The sequence below is a fragment of the Lawsonibacter sp. genome, from assembly GCF_022777125.1.
Taxonomy (GTDB): Bacteria; Bacillota; Clostridia; order Oscillospirales; family Oscillospiraceae; genus Lawsonibacter_A; species Lawsonibacter_A hominis.
Genome location: NZ_JALFGV010000067.1, coordinates 1 through 15425 on the forward strand (window position 1 = coordinate 1; position 15425 = coordinate 15425).

Genomic DNA, 15425 nt, shown 5'->3' on the forward strand with positions numbered 1-15425 from the left:
GGGTAACGGACATCTCTTATATCCACACCAAACAGGGGGTGCTGTATCGTTCCATGATTCGGGACCTCTGCGATAACGGCATTGCAGCCTGCAAGACCGGGAGGCGGCAGACTGTAAATCTGGTCCTGGACACCATTCGTCCGGCGATGAAGAAAGAGAAAAAGAGGGTCGCTGCGGGACTCTGCCTCCACAGCGGCCAGGGATTTCAGTACGCCCCACAAGCATACTTCAATCTGACTCAAGCATACGGCATTACGCTTTCCATGTCAAGGAAAGGCAAGCCATATGATAATGCCATGGCGGAAAATCTCTTCTCCATTCTTAAAACAGAGTGCATTTACCGCCGAAAACCGGCGGCTTTCTCTGAAGCCAACGAGAGGATTGACCGCTATATCCACTTTTACAACCATGAGCGCATTCAGCTAAAGACTGGAGAGGCGCCGCTTGCGCGTCGCCTCTCCACATAAAACTCAATAGTTCCTGCCAGGGCCCCTTTTTGTACGGTCCGCACAACCTGGGGCAGTTCAATCCTCCAAAGCGGCTTTTCCGCTTGATCGAAAAGCTCTTGTGCCCCCTCTGCCGTGGACAGAGGGGGCACATTCATGATTCAGCCGGATTACCGCTGTCCCCGTCCGAGCTCCAGGCCCTTTTCAAAGGCCTGTTTGTTGAGGGGCAGCAGCTTGGGCTTGGAGGCGAGTTTGTGCTCGATGGTCTCCCACACGATAGCGGGATCGATGACCTCGGTATAACCTACGTATACGCCCAGCATGATGACGTTGAGCACCTTGGCGTTGCCCATCTCCAGGGCCAGTTCCGTGACCGGGGCCTTGACCAGCTTCACGTCGCTGCGGCCGATGTCGTCGGAGACGATGGAGCTGTTGATGAACAGATTGCCGCCCTGCTTCAGCGTGGGCAGAAACTTAGCCAGCGAAGGCCCGTTCATGACGATCAGGTCGTCCATCACGTCGCCCAAAGGAGCGCCGATGGCCTCGTCGGAGATGACGACGAAGCAGTTGGCGGTGCCGCCGCGCTGCTCGGCGCCGTAGGAGGGGAAGAAGGTCACATTCTTATCGGTGGAATTGCAGGTGGCGTCCGCCAGAAATTTGCCCAGGGTCATGACGCCCTGGCCGCCGAAGCCGGCTACACACAGATTGGTTTCCATTTCCGCTCCTCCTTACCGGTCCCGAATCACGCCAAGCGGGAACTCGGGCAGCATTTTTTCCTCAATGAAGTCCAGCGCCTTCAGCGCGTCCATACCCCAGTTGGTCGGGCAGCTGGTGACGATCTCTACCATGGAGAAGCCCTTGCCGTCCAGCTGGTTCTGGAAGGCCTTGTGAATGGCCTGCTTGGTCTTGTTCACGTTGGCGGGGGTATTGCAGCTGGTGCGTACCAGATAAGCGGGCGCGGTGAGCTGGTTGAGGATCTCGCACATATGCATGGGGTAGCCGTGCTCCTTGGGATCGCGGCCGCGGGGCGCGGTGGAAGCCTTCATACCGACCAGCGTGGTGGGGGCCATCTGGCCGCCGGTCATGCCGTAGATGCCGTTGTTGATGAAGATCACGGTGATGTTTTCACCCCGGTTTGCGGCGGAGATGGATTCCGCCAGGCCGATGGAGGCAAAATCGCCGTCTCCCTGATAAGTAAAGACCAGACTGTCGGGATTGGTACGCTTCATGCCGGTGGCCACGGCACAGGCACGGCCGTGGGGGGCAGTGGTGTTGTCGTAGGCGATGTAATCCATATGCAGCCCGCAGCAGCCGATGCCCAGCACGCAGGCGGCCTTGTCGACCAGCTTCATTTCGTCCAGGACCTCGCCGATCAGCTTGATGACGGTGGAATGCATGCAGCCGGGGCAGAAGCCGGAGACCTTGTCCTCCTGGATGGTGGTCGTTCTTCCATAGATCTTTTCCATCTTATTTCCCCTCCATGATCTTCTTGGCCGCGTCGAGGACCTTGTCGCGGCTCATAATATTGCCGCCGGAGCACAGGCACGTCTCGATGGGGCAGCGGTCTTTCACGCCTGCGGCCACGTCGGTGACGAACTGGGCGGGGATGGACATCTCCACATCCAGCACTGCCTTGACGCGGCTGTAGTCGATGTGGTCATAGGCCTTGTAGGGGAAGGGATGCAGTGTGATGGGGCGGATCAGGCCGGCCTTGATGCCCTGCGCGCGCAGAAGATCCACGGAAGACTTGCAGATGCGTGCGGAAATGCCGTAGGCGGTCATGACCAGCTCCGCGTCCTCCAGCCGGTATTCCTCTACCTGTACATCCTTCTCCCAGGAGGCATACAGGGCGGCGGCGTCCTCGTTGGCTTCCTGCATCCGTACCGTGGACCACTGGCCCGGCTGGATCCAGGAGCGATGGGCGTAGTCCAGCGCGTGGCCCACGCAGGCCCAGGACTGCTTGGACGCCTTGATGGCGGCGACCTCCTCGTCGCTCTTCATCTCGGGCAGCACCACCGGCTCCATCATGGTGCCGATGACGCCGTCGGCCAGGATCAGCACCGGGTTGCGGTCCCGGTCGGCGTAATCAAAGGCCTTGTAGGTCATATCAACGGCCTCCTGCACGGTGGCGGGGGCGAAGACCATCATCTCGAAGCCGCCGTTGCCGCTGGCCTTAGTGGCCTGGTAATAGTCCATCTGGGCGGGCTGGATGGAGCCCACGCCGGGACCGCCCCGGGAGATGTTGGCGTATACCATGGGGATGCGGGCAGAAGCGCAGTAGGAGATGCCCTCGCTCTTCAGGGCGATGCCGGGGCTGGAGGAGGAGGTCATGGACCGGGTGCCCGCAGAGGCGGCGCCGTAGACCATGTTTACGGAAGCGACCTCAGACTCGCCCTGGACGAAGGTGCCGCCCACCTCGGGCAGACGGCGGGAAAAATATTCGGGAATCTCGTTCTGCGGGGTGATGGGGTATCCAGCAAAGAACCGGCAGCCGGCCCGCACGGCCGCTTCCGCGATGGCCTCGCAGCCCTTCATAAATACTCTTGCCATTTCAGTGCCCTCCCTTATTTGTAGATTTCGATGGCCCCGTCGGGACACATGCGGCCGCAGATGCAGCAGCCGATGCAGTCGTCCGGGCTCACAGGTACGACGTATTCGTACCCTTTGGAGTTGACCTTGTCGCCGATGGCCAACACATGCTTGGGACAGAACTTGATGCAATAGCCGCAGCTTTTGCAGCGCTCCGCCACGATTTGGACCTTTGCCATAATGACATCTCCTTCTACCTTCAATTATAATCTTGCATCTTGCAAACCTTGAACAAAAAATTTTTGGAACTCAGTACGAGCCGTCTTCCGGCATCCTGTTCCAGGGATAGGTGAGATACAGGCGGATGGGGAGGAGCGGGGCGGAAACTGCGCCCTTCACTTGCTCGTACAGGGGTTCCCAAACACAGAAAAAGTCCAGGGGCTTGTAGGGGGCGACCAGTTCGGTCAAGGTACGGATCCCGTCCAACACATCCTCCCGGGTGGTGTGGATGCCCAGATTGGGATTGCCGATCAGCTTCAGGTGATCCAACTGGACGTGGGAGACGCCCAGAGTCTCGCCCAGGACCCGGTCGATGTGGTCGATGGTCATGGACCAGGGACGGAAGGGATTCATCACGTAGTAGACGGCGGTGCGGCTGTCGTTGAGCAGGGGAGCGTAGCCGCCGATGGCGCGGGCCCCGATGTAGTCGCCGCCCACGTCCAGGACCGTGTAGCAGCGCTCCTCCCGCAGAAGACGGGTGACGCCGCCGGTCACTGTGGGGGCGTCCATAAACTGCTGCTCACAGTGAAAACGGATGCCCATGGCCGCAAGCGCCTCTCCCTGATCCCGGCTGCGGAACAGGGGCTTGGTCATGTCCAGATCGAAGAGGTGGACCTCTTTACCGCCCTGCTGGCGCAGGGACAGGGCAAAATTGATGGCGATCTCGCTCTTGCCGCTTCCGGCTTCCCCCAGAAAAACGAAGTTTTTCGTCTGTTCTCCCAGCCTGAGGGGGCGCAGGCCGCTGCTTTTTTCCATCGGCATCCCTCCCGGATTCCGCGCTCCTTCCCGTCCCTCCGGGAAGTCTTGCAGGATATAAGATATTGTAAACGTTCTTTCCCATGATTGCAAGAGTAAAATCGAAAAATTCTGCTTTGGCCGGGAGCTCCCCCTGACCCGCAGCCGGGTCAGGCGTCAGCGGTCCGGGAAGCATATCAAAAGAACTATTTTACAAACGGCGAGGGGGATGCTATGCTTAACTCATGAGGGCAGGCCTGCGGTTCATGGCCGGATTGCCGCCTTCCCGCAAGAGCGTACGCAGATGGGGCCGGGGCGGTCGGGGATCGCCGTTCGGTTCGGTGCGCGGACCCATAACAAAACGGTTATCGTGAAAAGAGAAAAATAAAGGAGCGAGTGACATGTCGTTTGAGTTTCGTCCCATGCGCAGCCTGATTTTTGTAGACTGCGTCCGTGAGGAGTATCGCCATCGCCTGCAGCACTGGCTGTACAATACCCACATCCCGGACAGCATCTCCAAGTTTACCCCTTACTGTGTGAAGTACGCCTTTTACAATGCGCTTCCGGTGCCGCCGGGCGGCGAACGTTTCGGCACCCGCCGGATGCAGATGACCGAGCATTACTGGCTCATCAACGAAATGCTGCCTGAGATGCGCAATAATGCCTTTGGTGAGGTTATGCCGCCGGAAGTACTGCGCTGGCAGGGCATGCTGCCCGATTCGGACGAAGCGATCGCGCAAATGGCCAATATGACCGGAGAGGAGCACCGCTCCTCCGGCGGCGATAACGGCTGCCCGCCCTTTGTATTTGCCCATGTGCCCATCAACTGGGAGGAGGATTTCAAGGGCGCCGGCCGCACCGTAAAGGACGGCCCCAACTACCGCTGGCAGTTTGTCCTGCGCTGGCCCTGCGAGAAGACCGGTGAGAAGTGGTTCCACGATGTGATGGCGCCCTATTTCCAGAATCGCCCTGAGGTCACCCGCTTCCTGTCCAGCAGGATCTACCACGACGTGGTGGGGTGCCAGTTCCACCGCCTGGTGGAGCTGTGGTTTGAGGGCCCTGACGAGTGGTGCACCGCCATTGAGGCGGCCAAACAGGAATTGGCTCAGCCTGAGTGGGCCAAGGAGGCCCCTGAGGCCGCGCCCCAGGCCCAGTTTCCCTTCCTTAAGTCCAACTTCGGCATTGTGGGCATCTTCCTGACGGATTACGCCGCCAGCGACAATATGACCCAGTTCCGCGGCAACTTTACCATGCGCTGAGCCGGGCGGCCCCGCGTCGGCTTGTCGAAAAGATCCCGCAGCGTGCGCGAGCCCAGCAAGTGCGCGCAGCGGGCTGCATCTGATCTCAAACATTTTGAGAACCGTGAGGAGGGCGGATATGCGCTGCATATCCGCCCTCCTCCTGTTCTTATAAGGCAATCCAATACCGCTGGGTGAGACGTCCGCCTTCCGCAATCGCGTCATCCAGTACGCCGCCGTTTGTCCGAATGGTACGCCGGGAGGCCTCATTTGCGGCGTCGCAGGTGACCAGGACCTGTTTCAGACCCAGGCGGCGGGCCTCCTCCAGCACCAGACGCAGCATCTCCGTGGCGTAGCCCTTCCTGCGCTGGGAAGGGCGTACGCTGTAGCCGATGTGCCCGCCGAAGTGAAGTAAATAGTCGTTGAGGCAGTGGCGGAGCTGGATCATACCGACCAATGAGCCGGCGGCATCCTCCGCCAAAAAAGAGGTGGCAGGGACCATTCCGGAACGCACGCTTTCCGCACGGCGATTGTCCTCCACGGCGGAGAACCACTCCGCAAAGGATTCCGCACGGTCCAGCGCGGCGGTACCGTCCAGACTGTCCCCGGCCCGGAGGAACTCCGCTCGATACGCCCAGATCCGCTCCCGGTCGGACGGCGCGGGGGAGCGTAATGTGATCATAAAATTACCCCCCAAGGCCATGCAGCCGCGCAGCGGCCTCCGCCACGTGACGGGCCAGCACCGAGGTGGTCACCGCGCCAACGCCGCCGGGGACAGGCGTGACGGCGTCCGCCACCGGTTCTGCAGCAGCAAAGTCCACGTCGCCCACCAGCATCCCATCCGCATCCAGGTTGATGCCAACGTCGATGACCGCCTGACCGGGGGCGATATGGGATACGCCCAGCATCCCGGCTTTCCCGGCCGCCGCGATGAGCACGTCGGCCCGGCGGCACTCAGCCGCCAGATCGGCCGTACGGGTGTGGCAGAGCGTGACCGTGGCGTTTCGCTGCAGCAGCAGCATGGCCGCTGGTTTCCCAATGACCAGACTGCGTCCCACCACCACCGCCCGCTTGCCGGTCAGCTCATAGCCGTAGTAATCCAGGATCTCCAGGCAGGCCTGTGCAGTACAGGGGGGAAAGCCGCTGCCGCTGCCAGCAAACACTCCGGCCAGGGAACCGGCGGTGATCCCGTCTACATCCTTGGAAGGGGCGAGCGCGGCACAGACGGCGGCTTCGTCCAGATGCCGGGGCAGAGGGCGAAACAGCAGACAACCATGGATCGCGGCGTCCTGGTTGATCGCTTCGACGATGTGCAGCAGCTCCGTCAGCTCCACTGTATCAGGCAGGATAAACTGCTTTACAGTAATGCCGACCATTTCACAGCGTTTGAGCGCCCCGCGCTCATAGGACAGGTCTTCAGGGCGTTGGCCGACCCGAACGATGGCCAGTGCGGGGGAGACCCCGCGCTGCTTCAAGCGCTCGACCTGGGCGGCCACCCGCTCGCTCAGGGCAGCCGCTACCGGCGCGCCCTTCCAAAGCCGGGCCATCAGGAAAACCTCCTCATCACGGATTGATAGACCTGATCGGCGACGTTCCCATATTGGCTGACCAAATCGTCCGCTTCCTGATTCATAGCCCGTGCAAAGGCCTGGTCGGCTATGCTTTTGGTGTTCACCTTCACATTGAGCCATGCGCCGTAGAGGGCGCTCCGGCAGAAGATGACCCCTGTGCCAACGTCGGAGAGCATCAGAAGACTTCCTTTTTCCAGCATCTCTTTGTGAAGGCCGATCACTTCACAGCTAAGACGCAGGATCTCCATGGGCGCGGCGGCGGCATCCCGCAGACAGCGCTCCAGGACGGCGTCCCGCTGCGGATCGTCCTTGGGGATTGAATAAGCCTTTGAAAGCGGCTCAAAGGCGGCGGCGTCCTGGTCCACCAGCGCCAGCAGCCGTCTGCGCAGGTCCTCGGCCTTCTCCATAAGGACCCTGACGTCCGCCTCCACTGCGGCATACTTTTTCTTCCCAACGGTATAGTTTCCTACCATGGTGCACAGGGCGGCGCCCAGCGCCCCCACCAGCGCGGAGGCGCCTCCGCCGCCCGGCACAGGGGCCTTGGAGGCCAGTGCATCCAGAAAGCCGCCGCAGGTCTGTTCCGCCGTGTTCACTGCGCTGCTCCCCCTCTCTCCATCAAAACAGGCCGGAGATTCGGCCGTTCTCATCCACATCGACCGTCTCGGCCGCAGGGACTTTGGGCAGGCCGGGCATGGTCATGATATCGCCGGTCAGTGCAACGATGAATCCGGCCCCGGCGGAGACCTTCAGACTGCGCACCGTCACCCGGAATCCCTCCGGAGCACCCAACAGGGACGGATCGTCGGAGAAGGAATACTGGGTCTTTGCCATGCAGATGGGCAGCGCGCCAAAGCCCAGGGCGGTCAGTTCCGCAGCCTGCTTTTTGGCCGCTGGGGTCAGATCCACGCCGTCGCCGTGGTAAACTCTGGTGACGATCTGCTCCAGTTTCCGCTCAATGGGTTGATCCAACGCATAGGAGCAGGTGAAACTGCCCGGCGTTTCACACAGCCGGACCACCTCGCGGGCAAGGGACATGCCGCCCTCGCCGCCCTTGGCCCATACCTCGGACAGAGCCACGTTGACGCCCAGGGAGCGGCACTTGTCCTCTACCAGCCGCAGCTCGGCCTCCGTATCGGTGGGGAAGCGGTTGATGGCCACCACGCAGGGCAGGCCGTAGACGGCGGTGATGTTCTCCACATGCCGCAGCAGGTTGGGAAGGCCGCGCTCCAGCGCGGCGAGGTCTTCCGTGCCCAAAGCGGCCTTGGGACAGCCGCCGTGATGCTTGAGGGCCCGGACCGTGGCCACCATGACCACGGCGGACGGGGTCAGGCCCGCCAGGCGGCACTTGATGTCCAAAAACTTTTCCGCCCCCAGGTCGGCGCCGAAGCCAGCCTCGGTGATGACGTAATCTCCCATTTTGAGGGCCACGCGGGTAGCCATGACGGAGTTGCAGCCGTGGGCGATATTGGCGAATGGACCGCCGTGGATAAATGCGGGGGTACCCTCCAGCGTCTGAACCAGGTTGGGCTTCAGCGCGTCTTTGAGCAGAGCAGCCATGGCGCCCTCAGCCTTTAGGTCATGGGCGGTGACAGGGGCGCCGGCGCGGGTATAGCCGACCACCATACGGCCAAGACGCGCTTTCAGATCGGTCAGGCCGTCGGCCAGACAGAGGACCGCCATGATCTCAGAGGCCACAGTAATGTCAAAACCGTCCTCCCGGGGCATGCCGTTGGCCTTGCCGCCCAAGCCGCAGACGATGCTGCGCAGCTGACGGTCGTTCATGTCTACGCAGCGTTTCCAGGTGATGCGCCGCACGTCGACAGCAAGCTCATTGCCCTGTTGGATATGGTTGTCCAGCATGGCGGCCAGCAGGTTGTTGGCCGCGCCGATGGCGTGAAAGTCTCCTGTAAAATGGAGGTTGATATCCTCCATGGGGACCACCTGGGCATATCCGCCCCCGGCCGCGCCGCCTTTGACGCCGAAAACCGGGCCCAAACTGGGCTCCCGCAAAGCGACCACGGTGTTCTTTCCCAGGCGGCGCATGCCGTCGGCCAGTCCCACGGTGGTGGTGGTCTTGCCCTCGCCTGCGGGCGTCGGGTTGATGGCGGTGACCAGTACCAGCTTGCCGTCGGGCGCTCCGGCACGGTCAGAAAGCAGCTTCAGGTCGATTTTGGCTTTGTATTTGCCGTAATACTCCAGATAATCCTCGTCCACGCCCGCCAGTTCCGCGACGTCCCGGATGTGCTTCATCCGGCAGGACTGTGCGATTTCGATGTCGGTCTTCATAGCATTCCCTCTTTTCCATGTGCCCAAAATACAAAAAAGGGCACACTCAATCATCAGTGTGCCCAGACGGTCGGCAAGAGGACGCGGTCTACGTCCGGCCACACTCCATGTGGTTGCTCCACTTCCGTCAGTCGTATGGTCGTTTGTAGTGTATCACGGCCCGCCCGCCCGCGTCAAGAGGACGAGCGGACGGCTTGGTAAATTTGTGTAGGACTACAATACATGTTGGACAGATGAATAAAAAAGGATGAAAGATAAGGCCTCATCGGTTAAAGTTGAGTTACCACACAACAACTTGACGAGAGGAGGCCCTATCCCTCATGAGCAAGAGTATAACACAGGACATGCATCCGGCAAACTGGACGCCCCGATGCGCGTAGTGTAGTTATGGAACTTGAAAACCGTTGGAAACAAAAGCTCCAACGGTTTCAAGCTGCTGCCGCAATTCAGCCGCACGACATAATTTCAATCCACAGATTTCTCTGACGGATTTCATGATACCAAACGAAACTTGCGTAATGTGACGAACCATATACCATAAAATCATATTCTATGTAGTGTGACTGAACTGTTTTATGCAAGGGCATCCTTCTAAAGGATGACATCTCAACATACATTTTCTTGGGGTGTTCGTCATGTGTTCAATTAGAGGGCCGCCTAAAAGCGTTCCAAAAACAAGATGTTGACAAATAGAAAAATCCTTCATGTTTTCACATGAAGGATTTGGTCGGAGTGCGGGGATTCGAACCCCGGGCCTCTTGGACCCGAACCAAGCGCGATACCAAACTTCGCCACACCCCGATGGACACTGTTAGATATTATAGTGATTTCAAAAGAAATTGTCAAGCAGAGAATTATCGACTCCCTTCTATCGGCTCCCTTCCATTGCAGCTGTTGCTGGAATCAAAATCCGTCGATTTTACCGAAAGCCCCATTGCGGACCATTCAATCGTATCGTAAAATAAGATTGATCAAATCGGATTTGCCGGAGGACCGATCATGGAAGAAAGAGTATTGCTTGATCATCTTGATAAAATTCATACTACTCAAATGGGGGTTGACAGGATTAGAAGAAACTTGAAGTTAGATACCGCTGATGTAGTTGAATATTGTAAAAATAGGATTTTGGATAGAAACTGTAATATATACCGGAGAGGAAAGAACTGGTATTGCGAGATCGACGATAAAAAGATAACGATCAATGCTTATAGTTATACGATTATTACAGCACATACGATCCAGTAAACCCGGATCTATCGGGCAGCTGCTATGTTTAAGGCGGCTGCCTTTTTCGTATATTCCGACAAATGATTTATGGATGAAGCTCGCAGCAACACAAACGGGAACAGGGAGATTCCCGGTACGGGTAGGAAGCGGCTGGGAAAATAGACAAGCGCGGGCTTTCGGGTGATTACAGTGTTCCCCCTGAACTGTTTTTGTGATATAATGTCGAAAACAGAGGGGTGGAAGCATGAAAAACGGCGTATTAAGGGGCGTTGGTCTGCTGATATTGGCGGCTTGGCTGATTGCCTCGCCTGCCCGTGCGGCTGGATGGACCGATCTGACAGAGGAACACTGGGCATATGAGACCATGGCACGGGCGGAAGCGCTGGGGGTACTGGGCGGCCTTCCGGATGGGACCATGGCTCCGGAGGGGACGCTGAGCTGGGGCGAATATCTGACCATGCTGGCCCGGACCTTTTATCCGGAGCAGTATGGCTCCGGTGAACGGCTGCCGGGAACGCACTGGGCGTTTCCGGCCTATGAGGCGGCCCTGTCGGCAGGCGTACTTTGCGGAGGGGACTTTGTTACGGTAAATGGAGCCACGTTGGGCGAGCCGGTAACACGCCGGGATGCGGTAACGCTGGCGCTTCGGGTGCTGGAAGGAGAGCCGCTTCCGGCGGCGGAGCCGGCCGTGGCGGATTTTCAGCAGCTGCCCGCATCCTATCAGGCTTTTGTAGCGCGTTCTTATGTGCTGGGACTGATGACCGGTTATCCGGATGGCACGTTCCGGGGGAGCGCAGTCCTGAGCCGGGCCCAGGGCGCAACGCTGCTGCTGAGGACGCTGGATCTGAGCAGCGGGGCGGTGTTGGAGCAGGAAACAGCGGAGAAAGATCTGGCCCCCGCCCAAACGCAGACGGATTCTGCCCAGGCGCATCCGGTCGAACTGCGGACGCTGGGGGAGAACGGCGCCAAACGAGAACGGCTTTTTGGCAGTGCGGAAAAGCGCCGTTTTACCGACCAAGCGGAGGCCCGGACCAATATGACGGAGGTTACCGTGCCCGTATGGCGGCTGAATGAGAGCACAGGGGAGAAAACGGCGGGAGAGGTCACCTTTATGATCCACAAGGCTCTGGCTGCCGATATGACGGAAATCTTTACCGAGATTTTCAATGATCCGGAACAGTTCCCCGTGAAAGATATCGGCGGTTTTCGCTGGACGGACGGCGCCAAAGGAGAACACAACTGCGGTACCGCGATCGACATCAACTGGAATGAAAACTATCAGGTCTATCCAAACGGCACGGTGGGTGCAGGCGCCTACTGGCGGCCGGGCAAAGACCCCTGGTCCATCCCTGCCGAGGGAAGCGTGGTGCGCAGTTTCAAGGCCCACGGTTACAGCTGGGGCGGCGACGCCTGGCCCACGAACAAGGACTATATGCACTTTTCCTATATGGGCGTATGAGGCAAAGCGGACGGCCCTGCCCCAGGAATGCAGGACCGTCCGCTTTTGCGAAAATAGTGGAGATACCTGAGCGGAGGGATGTCCGGCCGCCCCGCGTGCGTGCGGAACAAGGGGGCGCCGGGCGCCAAACGTTCGCGCAGCCGGGCCGATTCCCCCGGTCCCGATAAGAGCTAATACCAGGTGGGCGCAGGCAGATAAACGCGTCCGCCGATGACCTCCGCCGGATACGAACGGGACATGCGCTGTGCGTAATCACGCAGACGTTCCATGGAATCTACCGCCTGATAGCTTGCGTTGAGCTGTTCCTGTACATAGGAAGGCAGGGAATTGAAGTAGGCCTCTGCCTCCGGCTCATGGCGGAACAGGGCGTAAAGATCCCGATAGGGCTGACGCATACGAATCACCTCCGGATCAGTATGCGCCGCTCCAGCGCCCTTTACGCAGGAAATGATTGCGCGTTCGCCCGAACCTACGCGGAAGGCGAAACGGAGCCGCGCCGCTGTGCAAGGGCGCGTTAAAAGCCCCAGGCGGTTTTCAGGCGCAGCAGCGCGCCGGTCATATCCTCCGCCGCGATATGGCTGTAGCCCAGGATCAGCGCAGCCTCCCGCCCAGCGGGAGCAGAGGCCAGATCATAGGCGGAAAGCGGTGAGAGCCCGACGCCGGCTTCGGCGGCCCGGCGCACGAGTTCCGCCTCGTTGCGTCCCTCCAGCCATAGGAGGAGGTGCAGCCCGGCATCCCCGCCGGAAAACCGGCCGATGTCCAGCAGCCCGGTTTCCTTGGCGGCGGCGCGCAGCGCTTCCCGCCGGGCCTTGTAGCGATTGCGGGCGCGGGCAAGGTGCCGCTCAAAATGACCCCGCTGCATAAACAGAGCCAGGGTATCCTGCTCAAAGGAGGGGACCGTGGAGGAGTAGAACCAGAGTTCCCGCCGCCATCGTTCCAGCAGGTGGGGCGGCAGCACCATGTAGCTGATCCGCAGGGAAGGGGCCAGGGTTTTGGCAAAGGTATTCAGGTAGATGACCCTTTCGTTCCGGTCCAGACTCTGGAGCGCGGGAATGGGGCGGCCGGAAAAACGAAACTCACTGTCATAATCGTCCTCCAGGATGTATCGGTCGGAAGCGCCGGCCGCCCAGGATAGAAGGGCGCTGCGCCGGCTCACCGGCATAATGATGCCCAGCGGAAAGTGGTGAGAGGGCGTCACGTGGACGACCCGCACGCCGGAGGAGGCCAGCGTATCCACCCGCAGGCCCTGTTCGTCCAACGGCAGGGGCGTCACCCGCGCCCCATTGCTGGTGAGAATCCGATGGGTCTTGCCATAACCGGGGTTCTCCACGCCATAGAGGCCCTCACGGCCCAGCAGCTGGATCAGAAGGCCGGTCAGATATTCCGACCCGGCCCCCACAACGATCTGCTCCGGATCGGCCCGGATGCCCCGGAAACGGTACAGGTGTTCCGCGATCGCCCGGCGCAGCCCGACGGCGCCCTGCGGATGAGATGCGGAAAGAAGCTCCGCCTCCTGTCCGTTCAGCACCTCGCGCATGAGGCGGGCCCAGGTGGAAAAGGGGAAGAGCGCGGTATCGACCCCGCTGGTGGAAAAGTCGTAGCGAAACCGCTTGCGCGACCCCGCCTCCGCCGGCATGGAGACAGGCGGCGCAGCCGCTGGAGCGGGGCGGTCCGGAAGCGCTTGGACGAAAAAACCGCGTTTGGGCTCGGAGCGAAGATAGCCCTCGGCCAGCAACTGCCCATAGGCGCCCTCCACCGTGACGACGCTGATCTTCAAATGGGCGGCCAGGGCCCGTTTGGAGGGCAGCCGTTCTCCGGCGCTCATGCGCCCCGCTTCGATCTCCCCGCGGATGTGCCGGTAAAGCTGCTCATAGAGCGGACGCCGTCCGCCGGGGTCCAGAATGGGCGTGATCATAGGCAAGACTCCTGAAATGATAGAATTAACCGGGTCAGATTGATTATAAACGCAGCGTCCCGCAAAAGCAAGCGGCGCGGCCTGGCCGCGCCGCTTGCTGGCTTAGAACCCCATCCGGTCCTCCAGCTGGTCTTTCATGCGGTCCATCCGCCGGGCGGCCTTTCGGGCCATGCGGCGCATGTCGTGACCATAGCCGGACCTGGAGGCCACGGCGATGCCGATCGCCGCGCCGGCCACCACGCCAAGGCCCATGCCTTCCAGAAACGCATGTTTCGTCATAATTCCCGATTCCTCCTTTGCTGATGCCCTCTGATATTGTGCCCGGAAATCCAGAAAAATGCGTTGCTAAAATATGCGATTCCATATATAATAAAAACGAGAAATAAGATGTTGCTGCGGTAAGGGGACGGGGGTGGACCTGGACCCTTTTTCCATGTGCGAAAGGAGTGGTCAAGTGAAGCTGCTTATACGCCAAGGACGGCTGGTGGATCCCGTGGGCGGGATCGGCGGCGTGATGGACATTCTGATCGAGGACGGCAAGGTGGCCGTGATCGGGAGCAATATCAACGAGCCGGGGGCGAAGCTCATCGACGCCAGCGGTATGGTGGTGTGCGCGGGCCTGGTAGATATGCACGTCCACCTGCGGGAGCCCGGCTTCGAGTATAAAGAGACGGTGGAGACGGGCGCTCTGGCCGCGGCGCGGGGGGGCTTCTCTTCGATCGCCTGCATGCCCAATACCCGCCCGGCGGTGGACAGCCCGGAGCAGATCGACTTTTTGAAAGGGAAGGCGGCTGCGGCCTGCGGCGTACACGTCTGGCCGATCGGCGCGGTGACCCGCGGGCAGAAGGGACAGGCGCTGACGGATTTTGAGGCGCTGAAGGCCGCGGGTGCGGTGGCGCTGTCGGACGACGGCGTGCCGGTACAGAACGCCAACCTCATGCGGGACGCGCTGATCCTGGCCCACCGGCAGGAGCTGACCGTCCTGTCCCACTGCGAGGACGCGGACATGGTAAAGAATTATGCGGTAAACGAGGGACGGGTATCCCGCCAGCTGCGGCTGGAGGGACGGCCTGCCATCGCGGAGGAGATCATGGTGGCGCGGGACGCCATGCTGGCCGAAGAGACCGGCGGCGCGGTGCATATCTGCCATATCTCCACCGCAAAGTCGGTGGGACTGGTGCGCCGCTATAAACGCAAAGGGGTGCAGATCACCTGTGAGACCTGCCCCCAGTATTTCAGCCTGACCGAGGATGAGATATTGGCGCAGGGTTCTCTGGCACGGGTGAATCCGCCCCTGCGGACCCGCGCGGACGTGGATGCCGTGATCGAAGGGCTGAAGGATGGCACCATCGACGCCATCGCCACCGACCACGCCCCCCACTCCGCCGAGGAGAAGGCACGCCCCCTGACCGAAGCCCCCAGCGGCATGGTGGGGCTGGAGACCGCCCTGGCGGTGACGCTGACCTATCTCTATCATACCGGAGAGCTGGGCCTGTCCGATATCCTGCGGAAGATGACCATCAACCCGGCCTGTATCCTGCGTCTGCCCACCAAGGGCCGCCTGTCCATCGGGGCGGATGGCGACGTGGTGATCTTCGATCCGGAGGAGGAGTGGACGGTAGACCCGGAGCGGTTTGCCTCCAAGGGCCGCAACACCCCGTTTGCCGGAAGGACGCTGAAGGGCAGAGTGAAGTATACCGTCGTGGGCGGCGAGGTCATATACCAGGCGCAATAGAAAAC

17 protein-coding genes, 1 tRNA gene and 1 riboswitch are annotated in these 15425 nt (G+C 60.4%); of the genes, 5 read left to right on the forward strand and 13 right to left on the reverse strand.

The genetic code is table 11. The features are described 5' to 3' along the window. A partial coding sequence (locus tag MR825_RS05385) for an integrase core domain-containing protein (protein WP_287879336.1) occupies positions 1 to 467 on the forward strand: 467 nt, incomplete at its 5' end. A 149-nt stretch (positions 468 to 616) separates the two neighbouring features. Here the strand turns inward: MR825_RS05385 and MR825_RS05390 are convergent. The 5 genes from MR825_RS05390 to MR825_RS05410 form a co-directional block, all read right to left on the reverse strand. Next, entirely contained in the window at positions 617 to 1162 is a 546-nt protein-coding gene (locus MR825_RS05390) for a 2-oxoacid:acceptor oxidoreductase family protein (protein WP_186906402.1), read from the reverse strand. Positions 1163 to 1174: 12 nt separating this feature from the next. Continuing rightward, positions 1175 to 1912, reverse strand: coding sequence for a thiamine pyrophosphate-dependent enzyme (locus MR825_RS05395; RefSeq protein WP_256175248.1), 738 nt, complete (start codon positions 1910 to 1912; stop codon positions 1175 to 1177). A 1-nt stretch (position 1913) separates the two neighbouring features. Continuing rightward, entirely contained in the window at positions 1914 to 2996 is a 1083-nt protein-coding gene (gene vorB, locus MR825_RS05400) for a 3-methyl-2-oxobutanoate dehydrogenase subunit VorB (RefSeq protein WP_287879338.1), read from the reverse strand. Between the two features lie 14 nt (positions 2997 to 3010). Then, the gene (locus tag MR825_RS05405; RefSeq protein ID WP_256175252.1) at positions 3011 to 3214 is read right to left on the reverse strand and encodes a 4Fe-4S dicluster domain-containing protein; all 204 of its coding nucleotides are present in this window, start codon (positions 3212 to 3214) and stop codon (positions 3011 to 3013) included. A 70-nt stretch (positions 3215 to 3284) separates the two neighbouring features. Then, a complete protein-coding gene (locus tag MR825_RS05410; protein WP_287879339.1) occupies positions 3285 to 4010 on the reverse strand; it encodes a hypothetical protein in 726 nt (241 codons plus the stop codon). A gap of 380 nt (positions 4011 to 4390) precedes the next feature. Between MR825_RS05410 and MR825_RS05415 the strand changes: the two genes are divergently transcribed. Beyond that, complete coding sequence (locus MR825_RS05415) at positions 4391 to 5248, forward strand: acetyl-CoA hydrolase (RefSeq protein ID WP_287879341.1); 858 nt, start codon at positions 4391 to 4393, stop codon at positions 5246 to 5248. Positions 5249 to 5396: 148 nt separating this feature from the next. Here the strand turns inward: MR825_RS05415 and MR825_RS05420 are convergent, their stop codons facing one another. The 5 genes from MR825_RS05420 to MR825_RS05440 all read right to left on the reverse strand — a co-directional run bounded on the left by MR825_RS05420 (position 5397) and on the right by MR825_RS05440 (position 9885). After that, positions 5397 to 5909 (reverse strand): GNAT family N-acetyltransferase, encoded by a 513-nt coding sequence (locus MR825_RS05420; protein ID WP_287879344.1) that lies wholly within the window; start codon positions 5907 to 5909, stop codon positions 5397 to 5399. Between the two features lie 4 nt (positions 5910 to 5913). Then, positions 5914 to 6774, reverse strand: a complete 861-nt coding sequence (locus MR825_RS05425) for a bifunctional 5,10-methylenetetrahydrofolate dehydrogenase/5,10-methenyltetrahydrofolate cyclohydrolase (protein WP_186906409.1) — start codon at positions 6772 to 6774, stop codon at positions 5914 to 5916. Next, positions 6774 to 7391, reverse strand: coding sequence for a cyclodeaminase/cyclohydrolase family protein (locus MR825_RS05430; RefSeq protein WP_287879347.1), 618 nt, complete (start codon positions 7389 to 7391; stop codon positions 6774 to 6776). The genes MR825_RS05425 and MR825_RS05430 overlap by 1 nt, the downstream gene beginning before the upstream one ends. A 22-nt stretch (positions 7392 to 7413) precedes the next feature. Further along, a complete protein-coding gene (locus MR825_RS05435; RefSeq protein ID WP_287879350.1) occupies positions 7414 to 9084 on the reverse strand; it encodes a formate--tetrahydrofolate ligase in 1671 nt (556 codons plus the stop codon). Positions 9085 to 9137: 53 nt separating this feature from the next. After that, positions 9138 to 9229: riboswitch (ZMP/ZTP riboswitch) on the reverse strand. A gap of 579 nt (positions 9230 to 9808) precedes the next feature. Next, positions 9809 to 9885 (reverse strand) — tRNA-Pro (locus tag MR825_RS05440). 198 nt (positions 9886 to 10083) lie between these two features. Between MR825_RS05440 and MR825_RS05445 the strand changes: the two genes are divergently transcribed. Both MR825_RS05445 and MR825_RS05450 read left to right on the forward strand, forming a co-directional pair. Then, positions 10084 to 10329 carry a DUF3781 domain-containing protein gene (locus tag MR825_RS05445; protein ID WP_207723667.1) on the forward strand — a complete coding sequence of 82 codons (246 nt, stop codon included), beginning with the start codon at positions 10084 to 10086 and terminating at the stop codon, positions 10327 to 10329. A 226-nt stretch (positions 10330 to 10555) separates the two neighbouring features. Continuing rightward, positions 10556 to 11770 (forward strand): S-layer homology domain-containing protein, encoded by a 1215-nt coding sequence (locus MR825_RS05450; RefSeq protein ID WP_186906412.1) that lies wholly within the window; start codon positions 10556 to 10558, stop codon positions 11768 to 11770. A 170-nt stretch (positions 11771 to 11940) separates the two neighbouring features. Here MR825_RS05450 and MR825_RS05455 read toward each other — a convergent pair whose 3' ends face one another. The 3 genes from MR825_RS05455 to MR825_RS05465 form a co-directional block, all read right to left on the reverse strand. Next, the gene (locus tag MR825_RS05455; RefSeq protein WP_256175262.1) at positions 11941 to 12165 is read right to left on the reverse strand and encodes a hypothetical protein; all 225 of its coding nucleotides are present in this window, start codon (positions 12163 to 12165) and stop codon (positions 11941 to 11943) included. 119 nt (positions 12166 to 12284) lie between these two features. Further along, positions 12285 to 13685 (reverse strand): MocR-like pyridoxine biosynthesis transcription factor PdxR, encoded by a 1401-nt coding sequence (gene pdxR / locus MR825_RS05460; RefSeq protein WP_287879354.1) that lies wholly within the window; start codon positions 13683 to 13685, stop codon positions 12285 to 12287. A 102-nt stretch (positions 13686 to 13787) separates the two neighbouring features. After that, entirely contained in the window at positions 13788 to 13964 is a 177-nt protein-coding gene (locus tag MR825_RS05465) for a hypothetical protein (protein ID WP_186906415.1), read from the reverse strand. A 175-nt stretch (positions 13965 to 14139) separates the two neighbouring features. On the opposite strand from MR825_RS05465, the gene MR825_RS05470 reads away from it, so the two are divergent. Continuing rightward, positions 14140 to 15420: a dihydroorotase gene (locus MR825_RS05470; RefSeq protein ID WP_186906416.1), complete on the forward strand. Its 1281-nt coding sequence runs from the start codon at positions 14140 to 14142 to the stop codon at positions 15418 to 15420. Positions 15421 to 15425 lie beyond the last annotated feature (5 nt).

Bases quoted from the DNA above. Each gene is read 5' to 3' on its own strand.
- MR825_RS05455 (WP_256175262.1), bottom strand. From the start codon at position 12,165: ATGCGTCAGCCCTATCGGGATCTTTACGCCCTGTTCCGCCATGAGCCG.
- MR825_RS05390 (WP_186906402.1), bottom strand. From the start codon at position 1,162: ATGGAAACCAATCTGTGTGTAGCCGGCTTCGGCGGCCAGGGCGTCATG.
- MR825_RS05465 (WP_186906415.1), bottom strand. From the start codon at position 13,964: ATGACGAAACATGCGTTTCTGGAAGGCATGGGCCTTGGCGTGGTGGCC.
- MR825_RS05415 (WP_287879341.1), top strand. From the start codon at position 4,391: ATGTCGTTTGAGTTTCGTCCCATGCGCAGCCTGATTTTTGTAGACTGC.
- MR825_RS05435 (WP_287879350.1), bottom strand. From the start codon at position 9,084: ATGAAGACCGACATCGAAATCGCACAGTCCTGCCGGATGAAGCACATC.
- MR825_RS05420 (WP_287879344.1), bottom strand. From the start codon at position 5,909: ATGATCACATTACGCTCCCCCGCGCCGTCCGACCGGGAGCGGATCTGG.
- MR825_RS05450 (WP_186906412.1), top strand. From the start codon at position 10,556: ATGAAAAACGGCGTATTAAGGGGCGTTGGTCTGCTGATATTGGCGGCT.
- pdxR (WP_287879354.1), bottom strand. From the start codon at position 13,685: ATGATCACGCCCATTCTGGACCCCGGCGGACGGCGTCCGCTCTATGAG.
- MR825_RS05445 (WP_207723667.1), top strand. From the start codon at position 10,084: ATGGAAGAAAGAGTATTGCTTGATCATCTTGATAAAATTCATACTACT.
- MR825_RS05425 (WP_186906409.1), bottom strand. From the start codon at position 6,774: ATGGCCCGGCTTTGGAAGGGCGCGCCGGTAGCGGCTGCCCTGAGCGAG.
- MR825_RS05410 (WP_287879339.1), bottom strand. From the start codon at position 4,010: ATGGAAAAAAGCAGCGGCCTGCGCCCCCTCAGGCTGGGAGAACAGACG.
- MR825_RS05395 (WP_256175248.1), bottom strand. From the start codon at position 1,912: ATGGAAAAGATCTATGGAAGAACGACCACCATCCAGGAGGACAAGGTC.
- MR825_RS05405 (WP_256175252.1), bottom strand. From the start codon at position 3,214: ATGGCAAAGGTCCAAATCGTGGCGGAGCGCTGCAAAAGCTGCGGCTAT.
- vorB (WP_287879338.1), bottom strand. From the start codon at position 2,996: ATGGCAAGAGTATTTATGAAGGGCTGCGAGGCCATCGCGGAAGCGGCC.